Source organism: Pseudomonas sp. MWU12-2037 (genome assembly GCF_023242345.1).
Taxonomy (GTDB): Bacteria; Pseudomonadota; Gammaproteobacteria; order Pseudomonadales; family Pseudomonadaceae; genus Aquipseudomonas; species Aquipseudomonas gingeri_D.
The window spans coordinates 115,913-133,156 of the sequence record NZ_JALLIZ010000017.1 but is presented as its reverse complement, the minus strand read 5'-3'; the positions used below and the strand labels follow the sequence as shown (position 1 = coordinate 133,156).

The 17,244-nt window shown below is 57.6% G+C and carries 14 protein-coding genes and 2 pseudogenes; 5 read left to right on the top strand and 11 right to left on the bottom strand.

The features are described from left to right. Positions 1–226 (bottom strand): annotated as a pseudogene (locus tag M5B42_RS25265) (ribonuclease H); the annotation flags it as partial. A gap of 475 nt (positions 227–701) precedes the next feature. Between M5B42_RS25265 and M5B42_RS25260 the strand changes: the two are divergent. Beyond that, a pseudogene (locus M5B42_RS25260) lies at positions 702–915 on the top strand (transposase); the annotation flags it as partial. Between the two features lie 270 nt (positions 916–1,185). On the opposite strand, the gene M5B42_RS25255 reads toward M5B42_RS25260, so the two are convergent. The 5 genes from M5B42_RS25255 to M5B42_RS25235 form a co-directional block, all read right to left on the bottom strand. Beyond that, complete coding sequence (locus tag M5B42_RS25255; protein ID WP_248747348.1) at positions 1,186–1,974, bottom strand: hypothetical protein; 789 nt, start codon at positions 1,972–1,974, stop codon at positions 1,186–1,188. Positions 1,975–2,154: 180 nt separating this feature from the next. Continuing rightward, positions 2,155–3,912 (bottom strand): UvrD-helicase domain-containing protein, encoded by a 1,758-nt coding sequence (locus M5B42_RS25250; RefSeq protein WP_177104501.1) that lies wholly within the window; start codon positions 3,910–3,912, stop codon positions 2,155–2,157. Continuing rightward, positions 3,905–5,977: an ATP-dependent endonuclease gene (locus tag M5B42_RS25245; protein ID WP_177104503.1), complete on the bottom strand. Its 2,073-nt coding sequence runs from the start codon at positions 5,975–5,977 to the stop codon at positions 3,905–3,907. Before M5B42_RS25245 ends, M5B42_RS25250 begins: the two co-directional genes overlap by 8 nt. A 346-nt stretch (positions 5,978–6,323) precedes the next feature. Further along, the gene (locus M5B42_RS25240; protein WP_248747347.1) at positions 6,324–6,887 is read right to left on the bottom strand and encodes a hypothetical protein; all 564 of its coding nucleotides are present in this window, start codon (positions 6,885–6,887) and stop codon (positions 6,324–6,326) included. 138 nt (positions 6,888–7,025) lie between these two features. Next, entirely contained in the window at positions 7,026–7,667 is a 642-nt protein-coding gene (locus M5B42_RS25235) for a LysE family translocator (protein WP_248747346.1), read from the bottom strand. A gap of 264 nt (positions 7,668–7,931) precedes the next feature. On the opposite strand from M5B42_RS25235, the gene M5B42_RS25230 reads away from it, so the two are divergent. After that, positions 7,932–9,338 (top strand): sodium:solute symporter family protein, encoded by a 1,407-nt coding sequence (locus M5B42_RS25230; protein ID WP_248747345.1) that lies wholly within the window; start codon positions 7,932–7,934, stop codon positions 9,336–9,338. A 53-nt stretch (positions 9,339–9,391) separates the two neighbouring features. Here M5B42_RS25230 and M5B42_RS25225 read toward each other — a convergent pair whose 3' ends face one another. The 5 genes from M5B42_RS25225 to M5B42_RS25205 all read right to left on the bottom strand — a co-directional run bounded on the left by M5B42_RS25225 (position 9,392) and on the right by M5B42_RS25205 (position 14,074). After that, positions 9,392–10,492 carry a glycine betaine/L-proline ABC transporter ATP-binding protein gene (locus M5B42_RS25225; protein ID WP_248747344.1) on the bottom strand — a complete coding sequence of 367 codons (1,101 nt, stop codon included), beginning with the start codon at positions 10,490–10,492 and terminating at the stop codon, positions 9,392–9,394. After that, positions 10,482–11,372 (bottom strand): proline/glycine betaine ABC transporter permease, encoded by an 891-nt coding sequence (locus M5B42_RS25220; RefSeq protein ID WP_248747343.1) that lies wholly within the window; start codon positions 11,370–11,372, stop codon positions 10,482–10,484. The genes M5B42_RS25225 and M5B42_RS25220 overlap by 11 nt, the downstream gene beginning before the upstream one ends. Before the next feature lie 127 nt (positions 11,373–11,499). Then, positions 11,500–12,501 carry an ABC transporter substrate-binding protein gene (locus tag M5B42_RS25215; protein WP_103496814.1) on the bottom strand — a complete coding sequence of 334 codons (1,002 nt, stop codon included), beginning with the start codon at positions 12,499–12,501 and terminating at the stop codon, positions 11,500–11,502. 41 nt (positions 12,502–12,542) lie between these two features. Then, positions 12,543–13,382 carry a pyrroline-5-carboxylate reductase dimerization domain-containing protein gene (locus tag M5B42_RS25210; RefSeq protein WP_248747342.1) on the bottom strand — a complete coding sequence of 280 codons (840 nt, stop codon included), beginning with the start codon at positions 13,380–13,382 and terminating at the stop codon, positions 12,543–12,545. Positions 13,383–13,414: 32 nt separating this feature from the next. Continuing rightward, positions 13,415–14,074: a TetR/AcrR family transcriptional regulator gene (locus tag M5B42_RS25205; RefSeq protein ID WP_103496816.1), complete on the bottom strand. Its 660-nt coding sequence runs from the start codon at positions 14,072–14,074 to the stop codon at positions 13,415–13,417. Positions 14,075–14,209: 135 nt separating this feature from the next. Here M5B42_RS25205 and M5B42_RS25200 point away from each other — a divergent pair, with 135 nt between their 5' ends. The 3 genes from M5B42_RS25200 to M5B42_RS25190 all read left to right on the top strand — a co-directional run bounded on the left by M5B42_RS25200 (position 14,210) and on the right by M5B42_RS25190 (position 17,188). Next, positions 14,210–16,246: an NADH:flavin oxidoreductase gene (locus M5B42_RS25200; protein WP_248747341.1), complete on the top strand. Its 2,037-nt coding sequence runs from the start codon at positions 14,210–14,212 to the stop codon at positions 16,244–16,246. Positions 16,247–16,271: 25 nt separating this feature from the next. After that, entirely contained in the window at positions 16,272–16,649 is a 378-nt protein-coding gene (locus M5B42_RS25195; RefSeq protein WP_178130011.1) for a cupin domain-containing protein, read from the top strand. A 188-nt stretch (positions 16,650–16,837) separates the two neighbouring features. Beyond that, complete coding sequence (locus tag M5B42_RS25190) at positions 16,838–17,188, top strand: metalloregulator ArsR/SmtB family transcription factor (protein ID WP_248747340.1); 351 nt, start codon at positions 16,838–16,840, stop codon at positions 17,186–17,188. Positions 17,189–17,244 lie beyond the last annotated feature (56 nt).

Genomic DNA, 17,244 nt, shown 5'->3' with positions numbered 1-17,244 from the left:
GCGATCGCAACAACAGAGAAAGAGAAGTCTGCAATGCTTTCAGTCGTTCAGATGGAGCGTAGATCGTGCGAGTTCCGCCGCTCTTTTTCGGAATTGTAAAGCTTTGATACTGTGTTGAAGGCTTGAGTTTATATAATAGATAAGTGAAGGCTGCTGGTTTAAAACCCAAAAGCAGTGCAAGCTCAGACTTCGTACGCACAGCTCGAAGAGCGTCTACTTTTCTCATTTTATCGCTTCAAGCGGAGGGGGAAGGTGGCTTATGGGCACTCTTACGCTACTGTAGGGACTGTCAAGAAGCGACAAGTCTCATAGGGGGCAATCCTTTCGGACAATTTTTCCACTGATCGCGATACGCGATCCAAAATCTGCCCATAAGCCACTTCAGAAGATAGCAAATAGCTAGCACACTTTCAAGCCTTACCTTCAGTTGAGACTGTAGCGTATGAAGGGGTATATATTGTGGCTCCAAGATGTAGAGACTAACCAAAGTACGCTAAAATCCGACCTCATCAACAACATATATTGATACTTTGGTTGCTAGCCTAGCGACTGTCCACTTGTGACCGATTGCCGCCAGTCACACTGGACATCTGAGAAAAATGGGACTGATTTATTTTATGCAGAATCCGACCTCGGCTAACCGCAGCCTCCCAACAGGTGGCCTTCAGCCAAAAGCCGACGTCTCAGGATAGAAAATAAATCTGTCACCTTTTCACTACAAGCGATATGAACTTTCTGGCGCGGACTGGGGCATAGATCGCCGATCTTTTTACTACATATCGGTGCACCGGACGCCCGAGAGCTGATGCCCGCTTGATGCTCAACGGCGTGCTGTGGGGGCTTTACTCGAGCGCAGCCTGGCGGGACATGCCCGATCGATTCGGCCCGTGGTCAATGGTCTATCAGCGATTTCGAAGCCCTGCGCCGCCCCGCCTGCTGGAGCTGTTGCAGCGCCAGCGCTGGAAAACGAGCGCGACAGTCGGTGACCGCTAATATTTCGCGCTCCATGCTGCAACGTAAGATAAAACTTTACGGCATCGTGCAACCGAACCATCTGGAATGAATTACAACAGCCATCAGGCCATCATTCAAGAATCAACTCGGACCGGAAAATGTCCCGATTTACAACGTCGCGGTTTTCTCATCATCGTGAATTAGGATACACATAATTTCAGACCCACTTGCTCACTCGAAGCTTCTGAAAAGCTCCGTTGCCTCATCATCGGAAAGCCCCCTCATGAACAGTTCATAGCTTTTCATTTCCTCTGCCGTAGGAACGGTGAAGTCTGGAATCGCCCGAATTCCATCAGCAATGTCCCTGCGAGAAATATTTCCCTGAATAATCATGCCGCTATTCATCTGATACTCCAGCGAGCCGCATTCCCGGTTCATGTACCCCACAGTACCACCCACCATCATCGCGCTAGGACGCTTCCTGACCTCATGCTTGGCGAGGGCGACACGTAGGGTCTCCAGCCTAATGAAAAGGAAATTGATACGCGCCAGATCGTCCTCCAGCGCCTTCACAAGCGAGGGGTCATCAATCAGAGCCTGAACCTCATCCGCCCTTTGTAGAGCTGTGTAGTTGATATATCCCCGGTCGCGGTTGAGGTCTTTGAGCTTTAGGTGAAGTCCTGAATTCTTAGCAGTTTTGACGTAGCCTTTGGCTTTCTCAATCCACGTTCGCATGACCTCATAAGCGCTGAAAATCCACATCTGTGACTGAGCGGCAAGGAAGACCGAGTCATAGGGGTTGGAGGTTTCGTTGAATTTCGCACGGAGGTAGTCGTACTCCAAATCCATCACGAATTCATCGACGATGGTCAGGTTCATCGACTGACTGACAAGGTTCATATCCGTGCTGAAGAATTTCAGCGATGTCAGAGACTCACCCAATGCGTATTGGGGAATCTGATCTGGGTGGAGATAGGAAGGCACATAGTCCCTGTCATGGCCGTAGTCATCGTCAATCATGAGCGCCCTCTCCCGTGTGGGATCCTATTATTCAATTGATCCGCAATCAGTTTTCAACTCATCAAGAATGTCTTGCGAAATATCAACACCTGGAGACGTATTTTGGAAGACTACAAGCCGAAGGAAATAGGAATGACATGCCTGAGAATGCCGTGCGTGGTGTTGGGCACAATACCTCTTTCAGTTACCCGGCTCTGGGGGCAGCTCAATGACGCATTCGTCGCCGAACCAAGCTGTAATCTGCCGAAGCGCATTTGGACTGAGCAGTTGGGTAAACAATAGTGCCAAACGTATTTTTGGACGTGAGCACGCCACGTAGAAGAGGTTGCGATTGTTTTCGAATCGCGCACGCTTATCCGCAGGAGGCCCAGCCTGACACCATTCGAGCATTTCAGCGAAGTTGTACTCGTTCCAGCCGCGTCCCAGGACAACGACCACATTCTCAAACTCAGCTCCCTTGACCCCATGCTTGGTCGCGAAGGGCGTGTGCCCATCGATGAACTCATCAAGTGCTATCAATTCACGATAAGGCACCCCGCGCAACTTTCGCAGCTGCGTAACCCGCCGAGGTTCTTCGTCACTCACCTCTTCCCCAGCAGCCTCCAACCTTTGCTCGTTCCGCACCACGGCATCGGGCAATTGCATTTGGGGCACCCTGCGGAGGTGATCAATTACGTCGCCAATGGTTCCTGTCAGCCTCAGCTCGTCCAGTGTGTCCATGGCTTCGACCCACGCCACTTTATCGCCATGCTGACGGATTGTTGGACGGTCACTCGCCAGGTGTTTGAACATTTCGCCATAACGGCGCTGAGCGTATGCCGCGCAAGCGGGTTCAAGATGATCAGTAAGGTACTTTATGTGCGGATCTTCTTTTTTTAACCACGACTCATTGAACCGCCCAAATATCGGTGGAATGGACTCGTAGCCCTGCTCCCGGGCAATGCCGCTATGGTTGAGGATCAAAATCTTGGTTTTCTTGGGAGAGAAGTCCCATCCTTCAGCGATGAGCTGCGCTTTCAGGTATAAAAAATATGCACGTGCAGCATCAGGGCTAGTATCACCTTTCCAATGCCCACCACCCTGTCCTGTTCGTCTAACGCCAGGCCAACCATTGGTGTGAAACACCCGAGCCTCACCGATCAATTCGGGGTCACTCACCATCTGAAGTAATTCCGGCCGCATGTGATTGAGTACGTCGACAATACGAGAGGCAGATCGGAAATTTGCGTTTTTGTCGATCACCTGAAGAGCTTCATGTTCAACCAAACCACAACCTGAACCGTAGATTTTTTGCCAATGATCCCCAAAGAGACCAATCAATGGCCCCTCTGCACGATCCAAAAACCATGACCGTAACGCTTCGAAGAACTGCTCATCGGTGTCCTGATACTCGTCGATAAACAAAATGGGATATCGCGAGGTGATCACCGCCCTGAATTTCTGCGACGGTAACGCTTGAATCATCAAGGTGAGCACATCTTCATGCCGAATTGAGACTTCTTCGTCAGAGACCCTAGGGATGCCCATTTCGTAATGGATTCGTCTCCCGCCTATGCCTCCCAGAGGTTCAAAGCGCTCTCGCCAAAAGTCTTGGCCACTGAGGAAGGTCCGAAGCGAGGTCTGAAAATCCTTGAGAACAGACCAGCAGAAGCCATGCACCGTCTCTGCTCGGATCGCAGGGTGGGCCTGGAAACGAGAGATGATTTCGTCTTTCGCAACGTTGGTATAGGTGATGCACGCAATCTGCTGCCCCTGACGGACCAAGGCAGTTCCCCTACGTTCGATCAGAAGGCTCAGAGCCTTCTCCAGAGAGTACGTTTTGCCCGCACCTGCTCCGGCTTCGAGTCGAAAACTTTGGCCTTCGTCGAGACATGCGAACATGCGTTCTAGTGCTTGTCGACCGGCAATATCTGCTGGGCTCTCCTGACGGTTAGGCATCACCATTGCCTCTTTCAGCGGCTATTACCTGGCCGGCAGCCTCTGCGACGGCGGCCATTGCTTGGACAGCTACCTGTGCATCGACGACCGGAGCGCCAACGGCTAACCATCGCAATCCTTCTGCGATATATCTAGGCACCGCCCAATTCGTATCCTCAATCGCATATTTCAGAGCGAACTCAGATTTTTTCTGATCAGCCGCAAGCCCATAAGCCAAAAGCGCTGCATCACCTTGGCCTAAATCAAATCGGCCCAGATTTGCCAGAATGAAGGCGTCCTCAAAACTCCTTCCCGATGGTCCATCGGCCACCTCAGGTACCTGGTACGCCAGGCGCCTAGTTCCCTTCGTCCTCTCTGCCGACGTTTTTGCAAGCAGTTGCGTCGGAGAGATGTTGGGTTCAAACCAGTCCTTGAGGCATCCATTGCTGGTGAACTGGCCTTCTGCTACGGGACAAGCCTTTCGTTTGTTGTCCGCGTTTGGCTTAACGGAATCGATATCCGTCACAATCAGGGTACGCAGCTCCAGGAAGGAGAGAAGGTCATGGAATCGGTGCGCATACGCCCCACCAACTTCCATCACAGTCACGTATTGACTCGCAAGCTTCGGCTCGCCGACCGCGGCTGCGTCAGTTTTGGCAATCATGGTCGGCAGAAGCAGACGCTCAGATGTGCCTTCAACCAAAATTGCCTTGTCTGCAAAGAACAGATCACAGCGCGTGAGCGTGAGGTACTGGTACAGAAAGTCTCTATCCGGCAGGGACACGCCCCCCATCCCCTGTCTGAGGTCCTTGATTTTTGACTGCCGGATACCGTGTTCATCGGCCGCTGACAAGAAGTAACGCATGGTTTCAAAGCGCGCCTCGTTGGCCATATGCGGAGAGTGAGTGGAAATCACAAACTGCACTGGCCATGGCCGACTGTCGTTCAGCTGCTTCTCAAACTCCCCTTTGATCAGATGGAGCTGACGGATGAAGACCTCCTGCATCTGGGGATGCAAGTGTGCTTCAGGCTCTTCGATGAAAATGAGGTGGACACTTGCCGCTGCTGGCGTTGCCTGGAACTCCCTGAAAAATTTCAGCAACTGAAGAAGGATGTATACCAGGTTGCGAACGCCTAAACCGTTGTAGCTCTCCGGCAAAGTCAGCCCATTTACGCCCCGATACCTAACCTGCGTATGGTCTTTAAGCAGCCGCTCGACATCAAAGGTCGTGACGGTAGTAAGGCCGGGATCATCGAGCCCCGGGTATCCAAACAGCTCGAATGTCGGGAGTAGGGATGTCAGGCCGGCATTGAAGCCGTCATGAAGATCTTTCTGAATTTTTTCAACGGCACCGTGAAGTTGTTCAGCGGTTGTGCGCTTTTGAGGATCAGTCGGATCCGTCAAGGCCGACTGGAAAAGCACCTCAACCACTTTGCCAAGAACATCGCGCTCCCGATGCGTGTCGTCGTCCAGTCCGCGTTGCGCATTGATAAATCCTCCGCGGATCAGGGTGGTGAGAGATCTGAGTTCAAGATCCTTTCGATTCGTGGGGTCGTTAGGGTCGACAGCTTCAAGTCGAGCCTCGTAAGACGATGCTAGGCGTACCTTGATCAGGTTAAAAAACGCAGACCGCTCAAGTTGTTCATCTCCGGGCAGCGGAATTGCCTCAAACAATGAATCCAGAGCTGTAGGTTTCGACCCATACGTGAGGACGATGCGTGCGCACGAACAATCTGGATCAAGATCCACAATGCACTCGCTGAGCGAACCCAGATCTGGCGCGTTGATGTCGTAAGAAATGTCCAGCGTGACTTGGACCGCTGGAAGCATGGCTGCGACGTCGGCACGGGGAACACCATTATGCAACGCATCAAATGCTGTCCAAAACCGCTCGTGGCAGCCGAGGGAAAAGTCCTCCAATTTGAAAGAGGGCACCCTGTCCGAGAGCAGCCGACGAAACACCTCGGCAATAGACGTTTTGCCACAATTGTTCCGCCCGACAATCAAAGTGGTTCCAGCTTCAAGCCCAAGACTGACGTCTTGAAGCAACCTGAAATTCTGAATCTCAACGCGCTCGATCTGCATGATGTCCCTACCGTGAAATCGTATGGCCATCAATGTAGATGCAAACGCAGAGTAGTCAATACCGACTCAAAAATGCACTCTGACGTCGACGATTAAAGTTCTCTCGACCCCAACCACACCCACTGGCAGTATTCCGCGGAGCAGGTTACTCCGTAGTTTGAATAGAACGACCTGCGGAAGCATCATAGCGACTCTCAACCGGAAGACCCGAATCCTAGCTAGCCGTTAGCGGATAACCGTCCGCTTCGAGTCGATAGTAGCCTGTTGTGACTACCCCCTTTCGCCCCTTAGCCGCCTCTCGAGAGAGCTCCAAGTTGGCTATAACTCGCTCCAACCTCTGACCTGCTCAGAGTTCCCAGTGCTCCTCGACCTGGTAGAGCGGCTTGCCGTCCATCAGCAACTTGATGACATCTATGTGTGCCACGTAGTCAGCCTCAGAGAACTTAGTCCATCGCGGATTACGCTTTTGCGCGGCGATGAATGCTGAGCGCGCCTTGCACATCGCGACGCGGTTCTTCGACAGGAAACTGCGCAATCCTTTGAACAGTTCGAAATCCAGCGGAGGGTGGAGCAAGGCGACTCTCGGGTGCTGGTGGTGGCCACCGCAGACCAGCACCGTTTTCAAGTAGATGTTGACTAGCTTCTGGGCACGGCCGAAGGAGAAATCGGTCACGCCCAAGCGCGCAGCCTCGACCTCTATCTTCTTCATGAAGCCGATCTGCCATTTATCGACGTTCTGGTCGATGCTCTCTGGCCCGGTTACCAGGCCCAGGCCGCTTGCCTCTATCAGCTCGAAAGCCAGGGAATTACCCCCGCCGGCCAGACCGCGGCCATACGCTGCGGCGGCGCACCACTTGGCATAGAGGTGTTTGTGTTTCTCGATGGGATACTGGGTTGCAGGTGTAGTCATGTGGATTCTTGCTCTGGAGTGCAGAAGGCGAACATTTGAGTGGCCCCCTTTTTCTAGCAGCCTCTCTGCCTCATATACCTTGAAACGTCAGCTCTTGGCCGATTGCCGCCGCTCACGCTCGACCGCTTCCCCCCTCCCCTAAACACCCTGCCGACGCATGCTCAGTACCGCCGCACCAAAGCCAATAAAGGTCGACCCCACCACCCGATTCAACCATTTGGAAAATACGGGACGGATCAGCAGGCCTTTGGCGCGAGAGGCCAATGCGGCATACAGACTCAAGGACGTCAGCGACAAGGCCATGAAGATCGCCGTGAGGATCAGAAATTGCGGCAGCAGTGCAGCGCTTTGATCGATGAACTGCGGGAACAGCGCGGTGAAAAATATCGTTGCCTTGGGGTTGGTGGCGGCGGTCAGGAACGCCGACTTGTACAGTTTGCCGCGCGACGGCCTGTTGCGGGTCGAGTGACCTTGAGCTTCACCTGCCAGCACCGGGCTCTTTTTCATCAACTGCTTGGCACCCAGATAGAACAGATAACCGGCACCGGCAATCTTCACCGCGTTGAACATCCATTCGGAGCTGGCCAGCAACGCCCCGAGCCCCAGCATGGCCGCCGCCGACAGACAGAACAGGCCACTGGCATTACCGAGTGACGACCAGAGGGTGGAGCGCGGGCCGTAGGTGATGCTGTTGTTCAATGCCATCAACGTCGCGGGACCAGGACTGGCGATGGCAATACCCCCAACCAGGGTGAAGGCAAGAATCGAGTGAACATCCATTTTTCTGACTCGTCGGGACTTGAAGGACCGATCCTACAAGGGTAATCGGAATGTTTCATCCCCAATAGTTCAACGTCTTTTTGGCACGCACCGATACCTTTAAGGTATTCACCAATACTTACTCAATATTAGACACCTAAAACCAAAGGTAGGAAGCTAAAAGCCACAACAACAATACTTAAAGAGCATCACCATGAACCCAGCCTGCGAACGCGCCCCTGCTGCATTTCCCTCAACCTTCCTCACGTTGATCGGGTAATGACCATGCAGTCCCACTCCTCCTGGATCGTCCTTTCCATCACCGCGTTCTACATGCTCAGCCTCGCGCTGATCAGCTTCGGTGTGCGTCGGCACTCGCGTAGCGCCAATAACTACACCACCGGCGGCGGGCACTTCCCGGCGTTCCTGATCGGTTTTCTGATGCTCTCGGAATTTATCGGCACCGCCGTCAGTATCGGTACCGCGCAAACCGGCTTCAAAACCGGTATCTCCGCCGCCTGGAACCTCTTCGCCCTGGCCCTGGGCTTTGTGTTGTTCGCCTGGCTGCTGGCGCGCAAATACAAGGACCTGGGCGACAACACCATCTCCGGTGTGCTGTCGCGCAACTACGGGCAGAAAACCCGTTTTGCCACCTCGATCATCACCATCTTCGCCCTGGAAATCGTCGCGGTGTCCATCTATGCCAGCGGCGGCGCGGTGCTGGCCAGTGTGCTGCAGGTTGATCGCACCCTGGCGATCATCATTGTCGGTGTGGTGTCGGTGCTGTACGTCAGCATCGGCGGTATGCGCTCGGTTATCTATACCAACTTCGTCCACGCCAGCCTCAAGTACCTCGGCGTCGGGTTGGCGCTGTGGTTCGGCTTGAAACAGGTCGGTGGCATCAGCGCCCTGCGCACTCAACTGCCGCCCAGCATGTTCGACTGGACCGCCATCGGCTGGGGTCAGATCATCGCCTGGATGATTGCCGGCATCGGCTCGATCTTCTCCACCCAGTATGTGATTCAAGCGGTGAACACGGTCAGCGACGCGGGCAAGGCGCAACGGGCGTGCTTCTATTGCGCGGGCCTGATGATCCCCTTCGGTATCGGCGCGGCCTTGATCGGCATGTGCAGCGCCGCCTTGTTTCCCCAGGTGGATTCGCTGCAAGCCTTTCCGCGCCTGATCGCGAGCATGGATCAACTGACCGCCGGCCTGGTGGTGGCGGGCTTGGCCGGTTCGCTGTTCGGCACCATCTCGGCGGTGAGCATGGGTTCGGCCACCTTATTGCTGCGGGACTTCTACGAGCCCTGGTTCAACCCGGAAAAAAGCGACGTCAAATCCCTGCGTTTTGTCCGGCTGGCCACCGTCGTCGTCGGCCTGCTGCCGATCGCGCTGGCCCTGACCTCCGACAAGGTGCTGATGATCGCCTTCCTCGGCAAAGCCCTGCGCGCGTCCCTGGCGGTGCTGGTGCTGATGGTGTTCTACGCGCCTAAATTCGGCACACCGAAAGCCGCGTTCATCAGCATTATCGCCTCCCTGGTGGCGACCGTCGGGTGGTTCCTGGCCGGCAATCCGTGGGGCATCGACAATGCCTATATCGCGCTGTTCACGCCCCTGGTGATCATGAGCATCGGCCACCTGATGCCACGCGGCACGAACGGCTCGCCCCTGAAAGCCCTTGAACTGCCTTGATCCCGGCGCGCTAGTCAAACCCCGAGAGATCGAGCCACCCTGGGCTTGATCTCTCAGCGCAGCAGCGCTTGAGCCACGCTTCTTGACTGAACCACCGACGACGCTTCGCTCACGGTCGAGGTGACCATGGTCGCAATGATCGACTTGAGCGCCAGTTGCCCCACGGGCTGCCCCTGGTTGTCCGTCACCACCAGCTCATCGACGCCCGCTTCAACCAGCCGCTTGACCGCCGACTCCAGTGACGTCCCCACGGGGACCGCCAGCGCGGCCTGGGCCTTGACCTGGACAAACGGACGCATGATGGCCTCGACGCTGATCACCCGGCCGCGGTTCACTTCCTTGACGAAATTGGCGATGTAGTCGTCGGCGGGGCTCATGACGATCTCCTGCCGGGTGCCTTGTTGCACCACCTCGCCGTCACGCAGGATCGCGATGCGATCACCGATGCGCAGCGCCTCATCCAGGTCATGGGTAATGAAGACGATGGTCTTCCTGATTTCTTTCTGCAGGTCCAGCAGCACCGATTGCATGTCCATGCGGATCAGCGGATCCAGGGCCGAGAAGGCTTCATCCATCAACAGGATCGGCGCGTCGCTGGCCAGGGCCCGGGCCAGGCCGACGCGCTGCTGCATGCCGCCGGACAGCTGATTCGGGTAGTGCCGCTCGTAGCCCTTGAGGCCGACCCGCTCCAGCCAGCCCATGGCGATCTCCACTTGCCGGCCACGGGCCATGCCCTGGATCTCCAAGCCATAGACGGCATTCTCGAGCACGGTCCGGTTCGGCAGCAGCGCGAACTTCTGGAACACCATGGAAATGCTGTGCCGGCGAAATTCCCGCAACTCGTGGGGGCTCATCTTCAGCACATCCACGCCACCGACCATGACTTCGCCGGCCGTGGGCTCGATCAGGCGGTTGATATGGCGGATCAAGGTCGATTTGCCCGACCCGGACAGCCCCATGATCACCTGGATGCCGCCGGACGGCATGCTGATATTGATGTCCTTCAGGCCCAGCACATGACTGTGCCGGCTCAGCAGCTCGGCCTTGCTCATGCCCTGCTTGACCCGCTCGATACTGGCTTGCGCCTGGTAACCGAAGATCTTGTAGAGATGCCTGATTTCGATGCCGAAATCATCGCTCGGATTAGTGGCCATGGACCCGCTCCAGGTGCTTTTGCAGTCTTCTGCCGTAGGCCTGGCTGACCCGGTCGAAGATCACCGCAATGCCGACAATCGCCAGGCCGTTGAACATGCCCAGGGTGAAGTACTGGTTGGAAATGGCCTTGAGCACCGGTTGCCCGAGCCCCTCGACCCCGATCATCGAGGCGATGACCACCATGGCCAGGGCCATCATGATCGTCTGGTTGATGCCGGCCATGATCGATGGCAACGCCAGCGGCAACTGGACATTTTTCAGCTTCTGCCAACTGGACGAACCAAAGGCATCGGCGCACTCCAGCATCTCGGCATCGACGTGGCGGATGCCGAGATTGGTCAGGCGGATCATCGGCGGCAAGGCATAGACCACCACGGCGATCAGCCCCGCGACCTTGCCGATGCCCAGCAACATCACCACCGGAATCAGGTAGACAAAGCTCGGTAGCGTCTGCATCACGTCGAGTACCGGGCTGATCAGGTTGCGCAGGCGATTGGAGCGGGCCATGGCAATGCCGGTGGGCAAACCGATGACGATGGAGATGACGGTGCAGACGAAGATCATCGACAGGGTTTTCATGGTGTCGGTCCACATGTCCAGATAACCGATCGCCATCAGCGTGAACACGCACCCCAGGACGATGCGCCAGCTGCGACTGGCGAACCAGGCAATCAGCGCCACCAGCACAATGATGACCGGCCACGGCGTGGTGGTCATGAACCGTTCGGATTGATTGAGGAACACTTGCAACGGCTGGAAAAACGCTTCGAACGCATCGCCGTAGGTACTGGTGAAATGGCGAAAGGCCCCGTCGATGACCTTTTTCAAGGCCCGGAGTCTTTCGTCATCCATATGTGGAAAGCTGAGCAACCACTCCATGACATTCCCCTTTCGTAGAAGACCGTAAGAACGCTGGCAGGTCATTTCAATACATGGGTGTTTTTATTGTTGTCGCCGCCAATGGAGCCATGCAGCCCGTCGCAACGGACTGCATGGCTCCGCGGGATTACAGCGCGGCCTTGATCTTGCTCGACGCCTCAGGGCTGACCCACTGGCTCCACAGCGCTTCGTTGTTTTTCAGGAAATACTTGGCGCCCTCCTCGCCGGTGGCCTGGTTATCGGTCATCCAGGCGATCAGCTTGTTCACCGTGGTATTGGACCAGGCGCGCTTGTTCAGGTAGGCCATGACGGTGGGCGAGCGCGCGGCGAAGGACTTGGTGGTCAAGGTATAGACCCGATCGATCGGCCAGCCGTTGGGTTTCGGATCAGGACAGTCGGCGACCGTGTTGCAGCGCTTCCACTCCGCCGGATCGACCGCATGGCCGTTGTCCAGTTTCACCATCGGGTACTTGCCCAGCAAGGCGGTGGGTGCCCAGTAGAACCCCAGCCAGGGCGCCTTGCGTTCGTAGGCCTTGGCGATGGAGCCGTCCAGCGCCGCCGCCGAGCCGGTATCCACCAGCACAAAACCGGCCTTCTCGAAACCGTAGGCCTTGTAGAACTGGCTGGTGACCACCGTGCCGCCCCAGCCTTGCGGACCGTTGTAGATCGCGCCTTTCTTGGGGTCGTCCGGGGCCGGAAACAGTTCCGGATGCTTCTTCACATCATCGAAGCTCTTGATGTCCGGATGGGCGTCGGCGATGTATTTCGGAATCCACCAACCTTGCGAGCCGCCGTCGGACAGGGAGTTTGCCGCCTGAATCAGGTTACCGCTCTGAATGCCCGTCCTGACGACCTCGGGCACCAGGTCGATCCAGCCTTCCGGGGCGATGTCGGGGCGGCTTTTTTCGGCCATCGAGGTGATGGTCGGCACCGTATCGCCGGTGACCAGGCTGGCATTGCAGCCGTAGCCGGCATTGAGGATCAACTTGTCGACGTTGGCCATCACCTCGGCCGATTGCCAGTTCATATTGGCGATGGTCACATCGCCGCACTCCGCTGCTGCCGCCCATCCACTGAAGGCGACGATACCCAGGGCAAGTCCCGTCTTCGAGAAAGACTTTATATTCATAAACGCTAACCTCGATTGCGGCCAGAGTTAGAAAGGGCCAACTACCGCGTCATCGGACCTTCTTGGGTGTCAGCAGAATGGACAAATGGACCCATGGCACTGGCGACCGAGGCCGCCGAATCCAGACCTGCTTTTATTGTTTTATCGAAGCCGCCGGCAATCATGGCTTCAAGGCCCGCGGCGGTGACGCCGCGGTAACTGATGAGTGTCTGCAAGAGTTCATCGACGCTATAGCCAGGGCCGATCAGCTGGCTGGCGTCCACCACCACGGCGTTCACCGCACGCCGGGCAATGGCGGCAGGCAGGCCGACGCCCAGGGCATGTTCAAGCAGGCTGCGCGCCAGCAGCGCCGGGTAGGCCGGTCCGGTCCCCACCAGCGCCGTGAGGTAGTTCAAATGACCTTCGCTGAAGATTTGATCGGCGCCACCGAAGGTTTCGAACAGCCGCTGGGCAAAGGCTTTCTGCGGGTCGCTGACCGCCTGCGCGGCCAACCAGGGCGTGTAGGACTTGCCGATTTGCGCAGCGGCATTGGCCATGGCGCGAATCACCTGGCGGCTGCCGGTCAGCGCCATCACCTCCGCCAAGGGCACGCCGGCCATCAAGGAAATCACCAGGCGGTTTTCAGCGAAAATCTCCACCTCGGCAAACTGTTCGGGACGTACGGCGAGGATGATCACCTCACAACGCTCCACCAGGGCCTGGTTGTCACAGGTGAGCGTCACCTGCGAGCGCCTGACGCCCGTTAACGGGTGACGGCCGCTACGGTTCGAAAGCACCAACGCCTCGGGCGGGATAAACGCCTTGTCGAGCAGCGCCTGGGCAATCGAGCGGCCAAGCCATCCCGATCCACCGATAATGCCTATCGTGGGTGCGTCGAACATATGAACCTGCCTTCGTCAGTCAGAAGTCGCGGTCATTGCGGGTTGGGGGGTGACGCGTCATCCGTGACATACCCATGGCGGGCGTAGAAGCGTTTCAACTCGCGCTCCAGGGGTTCCTGGCCGGTAAAGATCTTCACGTACTCGGGAATCCGCCGCATGCGCTCGCCGATGTCCTCCCGAGTGTTGGTGCTGATGTAGCCGATCTGTGTCAGGTAGATCGTTCGCGCCCGCACATCGGCGGCGTCGAAGTCATAGTCGAAACGCCTGAACATCCGGATCAAGGCTTCACGTCGGGCGATGTCGGCGACCCGGATATGTTCGGCCACTTCAGCGGACTGCAAGGCCCAGCTGCGCATGGCGAATTCGAACTGTGAATCGAACAGGTCGGGGTTCAGCCAACAGTCGAAAACATTGAGCATCGCCTCGGCAATGCTCTCGGCATAACACTCGGTCTGGGCCACCAGGTTGCCGGTGTTCTTCACCCGCCAACGTTCGATCAAGGCGCCGAGCAGCTCTTCGCGGTCCTTGAAGAACCAATAGAAACTGGTGCGCGACAGCCCCAGCTTCTTGGCCAGCGGCATCACCCGGACCGTGTCGACACCGCACTCGGTCAGGCTTTCATACGCGGCGTCGAGCCACCCTTCCAGGGACCCTCTCCAGCCGCTTTCTACTGCTTTGGATGGTTCGTTCATGGCTCGATCCTAATCCCTCACCCAGCACTGCGCAAGCAAAATGTACACCTATGTCCAGCTTGTTGACACAGGTGTACATTTCGCCCTACCGTAATTTCAACCGAGGTCCCTGCCCTGTTCCGGAGAGTCTTGACGATGCTGAACGATCCGCTCCTCCAGCCCTATCAGTTGAAGCACCTGACTCTGCGCAACCGCATCATGACCACCGCCCATGAACCGGCCTATCCGGTGGACGGCATGCCCAAGGCGCTGTATCGCGCCTACCACGTGGAGCGGGCGAAGGCCGGCGTGGCCCTGACCATGACTGCGGGCTCGGCTGCGGTTTCCCGGGACAGCCCGCCGGTGTTCAACAACATCCTCGCCTACAAGGATGAGGTGGTCGGCTGGATGCGCGACCTCACCGACGCCTGCCACGAGCATGGCGCGGCGGTGATGATCCAGTTGACCCACCTGGGCCGGCGCACGCGCTGGGACAAGGGCGACTGGCTGCCCGTGGTGTCACCGTCATTCGAACGCGAGCCCTCCCATCGCTCTTTCCCGAAGAAGATGGAAGACTGGGATGTGGAACGCATCATCAAGGACTATGCCGATGCCGCCGAGCGGATGAAGGCCGCCGGCCTGGATGGCATCGAGCTGCAAGCCTATGGGCATCTGATGGATCAGTTCTGGTCACCGCTGACCAACGACCTCGAGGCGCCCTATGGGGGCTCCATCGACAATCGGCTGCGCTTTACCTTCGACATCCTGCGGGCCATCCGCCAGCGCGTCGGCCATGAGTTTATCGTCGGCGTGCGCTATACCGGCGACGAGCAAATGCCCGGCGGGCTGACCCAGGCCGATGGCCTGGACATCTCCAGGCGTCTGAAAGACAGCGGCATGGTGGACTTTCTCAACGTGGTGCGCGGGCATATCGACACCGACGCCGGCCTGACCGACCTGATTCCGATCCAGGGCATGCGCAACTCACCGCACCTGGATTTCGCCGGGGAGATTCGCGCCGCCACCGACTTCCCGACCTTTCATGCGGCGAAGATCCCGGACGTGGCCACCGCCCGCCATGCCATCGCCTCGGGCAAGATCGACATGGTCGGCATGACCCGCGCGCACATGACCGATCCGCATATCGTGCGCAAGATCATCGAGGGTCGTGAAGAGGATATTCGCCCCTGCGTCGGCGCCAACTATTGCCTGGACCGGATCTACCAGGGCGGGGCCGCCTACTGCATCCACAACCCGGCCACCGGCCGCGAAACCAGCATGCCCCATGACATTCCCAAGGCCGCGCGCCAGCGCAGGATCGTGATTGTCGGGGCCGGTGTCGCCGGGCTGGAAGCGGCACGGGTGGCGGCGGAACGTGGCCATGAGGTGGTGGTGTTCGAAGCCGCCAACCAGGCCGGCGGGCAGGTTCGACTCACCGCGCAATCGGAACGGCGGCGGGAAATGATCAGCATCGTCGAGTGGCGCATGGCCCAGTGCCTGGCGCGTGGCGTGAGCTTTCGCTTCAATACCTGGGCCGAAGCCGGCACCGTGCAGGACGAAAACCCGGACGTGGTGATCGTCGCCACCGGCGGCCTGCCCCACACCGAGATTCTCTCGGCCGGCAATGAGCTGGTGGTCTCGGCCTGGGACATTATTTCCGGCGATGTGAAACCCGGGCGCAATGTCCTGCTGTTCGACGACGCAGGTGATCATGCCGGCCTGCAAGCCGCCGAGTTAATTGCCAAAACCGGCGCGAAAATCGAAATCATGACGCCGGACCGGACCTTCGCGCCAGAGGTCATGGCGATGAACCTGGTGCCCTACATGCGCTCGCTGCAAGCGCTGGATACCACCTTCACCGTCACCTTCCGCCTGCTCGCGGTTGAGCGCGAGGGCGCCGGGCTGCTGGCAACCATCGACAGCGACTATGGCAGTGCGCGCAAGGTCCGGCGCGTCGATCAAGTGGTGGTCAACCACGGCACCCGACCGCTGGACGAGCTGTATTTCGAGCTGAAACCGGCGTCCAGCAACGGTGGCGTGGTTGAGCAGCAGGACCTGATCGTCGGCCACCCGCAACAGCTCGTGACCAATCCGGACGGCAAATTCCAGCTGTTCCGCATCGGCGATGCGGTGGCGGCGCGCAACACCCATGCCGCGATCTACGACGCCTTGCGACTGGTCAAGGACTTGTAAGCCAACCCACTCCCAGGTGCAAAACATGCCAGACAATGAAGCCCCCTCCTGGAAAATCAGCGCCAAGAACGGCATTCAAGGCCCGGTCAGCGGCTCGCTTTATCATTCGTCTTCCACTGATGAATGGCTGCCGACAGCGGCGGAAGGCTTTTGGATCAAGCCGCTGTTCGAGGACCCCGAGCGCGGAGAAAAGACCCTGTTGATGAAGGTCGATCCCGGCGCCCAAGTTGCCAGCCATACCCATGCCGGGGAGCTGGAACAGTTGTTCGTACTGCAAGGCTCCTTCTTTGATCAGGAGCGAACACTGAATGTCGGCGACTACTGTTGCCGGGCGCCGGATGCGGCACATAGCTCGGGTTCGGTACAGGGGGCTATTTTGCTGTTGATTTATACCCGCCGGTGAATAGAAGCCGCAGACGATGACATCCCACCCAAGTCCATTGCGCTCGGGGGGTTGCGCCCCCCTCCTCCAGAGCTGACACCACAACGCCCGATCCCGGCTCAACGCCGTCCGCACCGGCACTATCGACACGGCCTATAAATATGTATATTCGAATATACGAATATTCATATGTATTGTGAGACACCACCATGAGTCTTTCCCCCGCGACTGTCTTCAAGTGCCTCGGTGACGAGACCCGCGCTCGGATCATGCTGATGCTCTGCGAACAGGGAGAGCTCTGCGTCTGTGAACTCATCTGGGCGCTGGACGATAGCCAGCCGAAAATTTCTCGTCATCTTGCCCAGCTACGCACCTGCGGGCTGCTGGAAGATCGCCGCCAAGGGCAATGGATCTATTACCGCCTGCACCCGCAGTTGCCGGAGTGGGTCGCGGAGATTCTCCAGGTGACCCTCAAGGCCAACCAAGCCTGGGTCGACCGGGGCACCGACCGCCTTGCCTCCATGGCAGACCGCCCTGTTCGCCAGGCCGCTTGCTGCTGAGCCCGCGCCCGAGACAATCAAAGGTTGGCCGCCCTCTCACACTTCCCATCCCGCTC

Coding starts and splice junctions, on each gene's coding strand:
- M5B42_RS25240 (WP_248747347.1), bottom strand. CDS start 6,887: ATGACTACACCTGCAACCCAGTATCCCATCGAGAAACACAAACACCTC.
- M5B42_RS25205 (WP_103496816.1), bottom strand. CDS start 14,074: ATGAACGAACCATCCAAAGCAGTAGAAAGCGGCTGGAGAGGGTCCCTG.
- M5B42_RS25220 (WP_248747343.1), bottom strand. CDS start 11,372: ATGGAGTGGTTGCTCAGCTTTCCACATATGGATGACGAAAGACTCCGG.
- M5B42_RS25200 (WP_248747341.1), top strand. CDS start 14,210: ATGCTGAACGATCCGCTCCTCCAGCCCTATCAGTTGAAGCACCTGACT.
- M5B42_RS25235 (WP_248747346.1), bottom strand. CDS start 7,667: ATGGATGTTCACTCGATTCTTGCCTTCACCCTGGTTGGGGGTATTGCC.
- M5B42_RS25250 (WP_177104501.1), bottom strand. CDS start 3,912: ATGCCTAACCGTCAGGAGAGCCCAGCAGATATTGCCGGTCGACAAGCA.
- M5B42_RS25215 (WP_103496814.1), bottom strand. CDS start 12,501: ATGAATATAAAGTCTTTCTCGAAGACGGGACTTGCCCTGGGTATCGTC.
- M5B42_RS25210 (WP_248747342.1), bottom strand. CDS start 13,382: ATGTTCGACGCACCCACGATAGGCATTATCGGTGGATCGGGATGGCTT.
- M5B42_RS25245 (WP_177104503.1), bottom strand. CDS start 5,977: ATGCAGATCGAGCGCGTTGAGATTCAGAATTTCAGGTTGCTTCAAGAC.
- M5B42_RS25195 (WP_178130011.1), top strand. CDS start 16,272: ATGCCAGACAATGAAGCCCCCTCCTGGAAAATCAGCGCCAAGAACGGC.
- M5B42_RS25225 (WP_248747344.1), bottom strand. CDS start 10,492: ATGGCCACTAATCCGAGCGATGATTTCGGCATCGAAATCAGGCATCTC.
- M5B42_RS25230 (WP_248747345.1), top strand. CDS start 7,932: ATGCAGTCCCACTCCTCCTGGATCGTCCTTTCCATCACCGCGTTCTAC.
- M5B42_RS25255 (WP_248747348.1), bottom strand. CDS start 1,974: ATGATTGACGATGACTACGGCCATGACAGGGACTATGTGCCTTCCTAT.
- M5B42_RS25190 (WP_248747340.1), top strand. CDS start 16,838: ATGAGTCTTTCCCCCGCGACTGTCTTCAAGTGCCTCGGTGACGAGACC.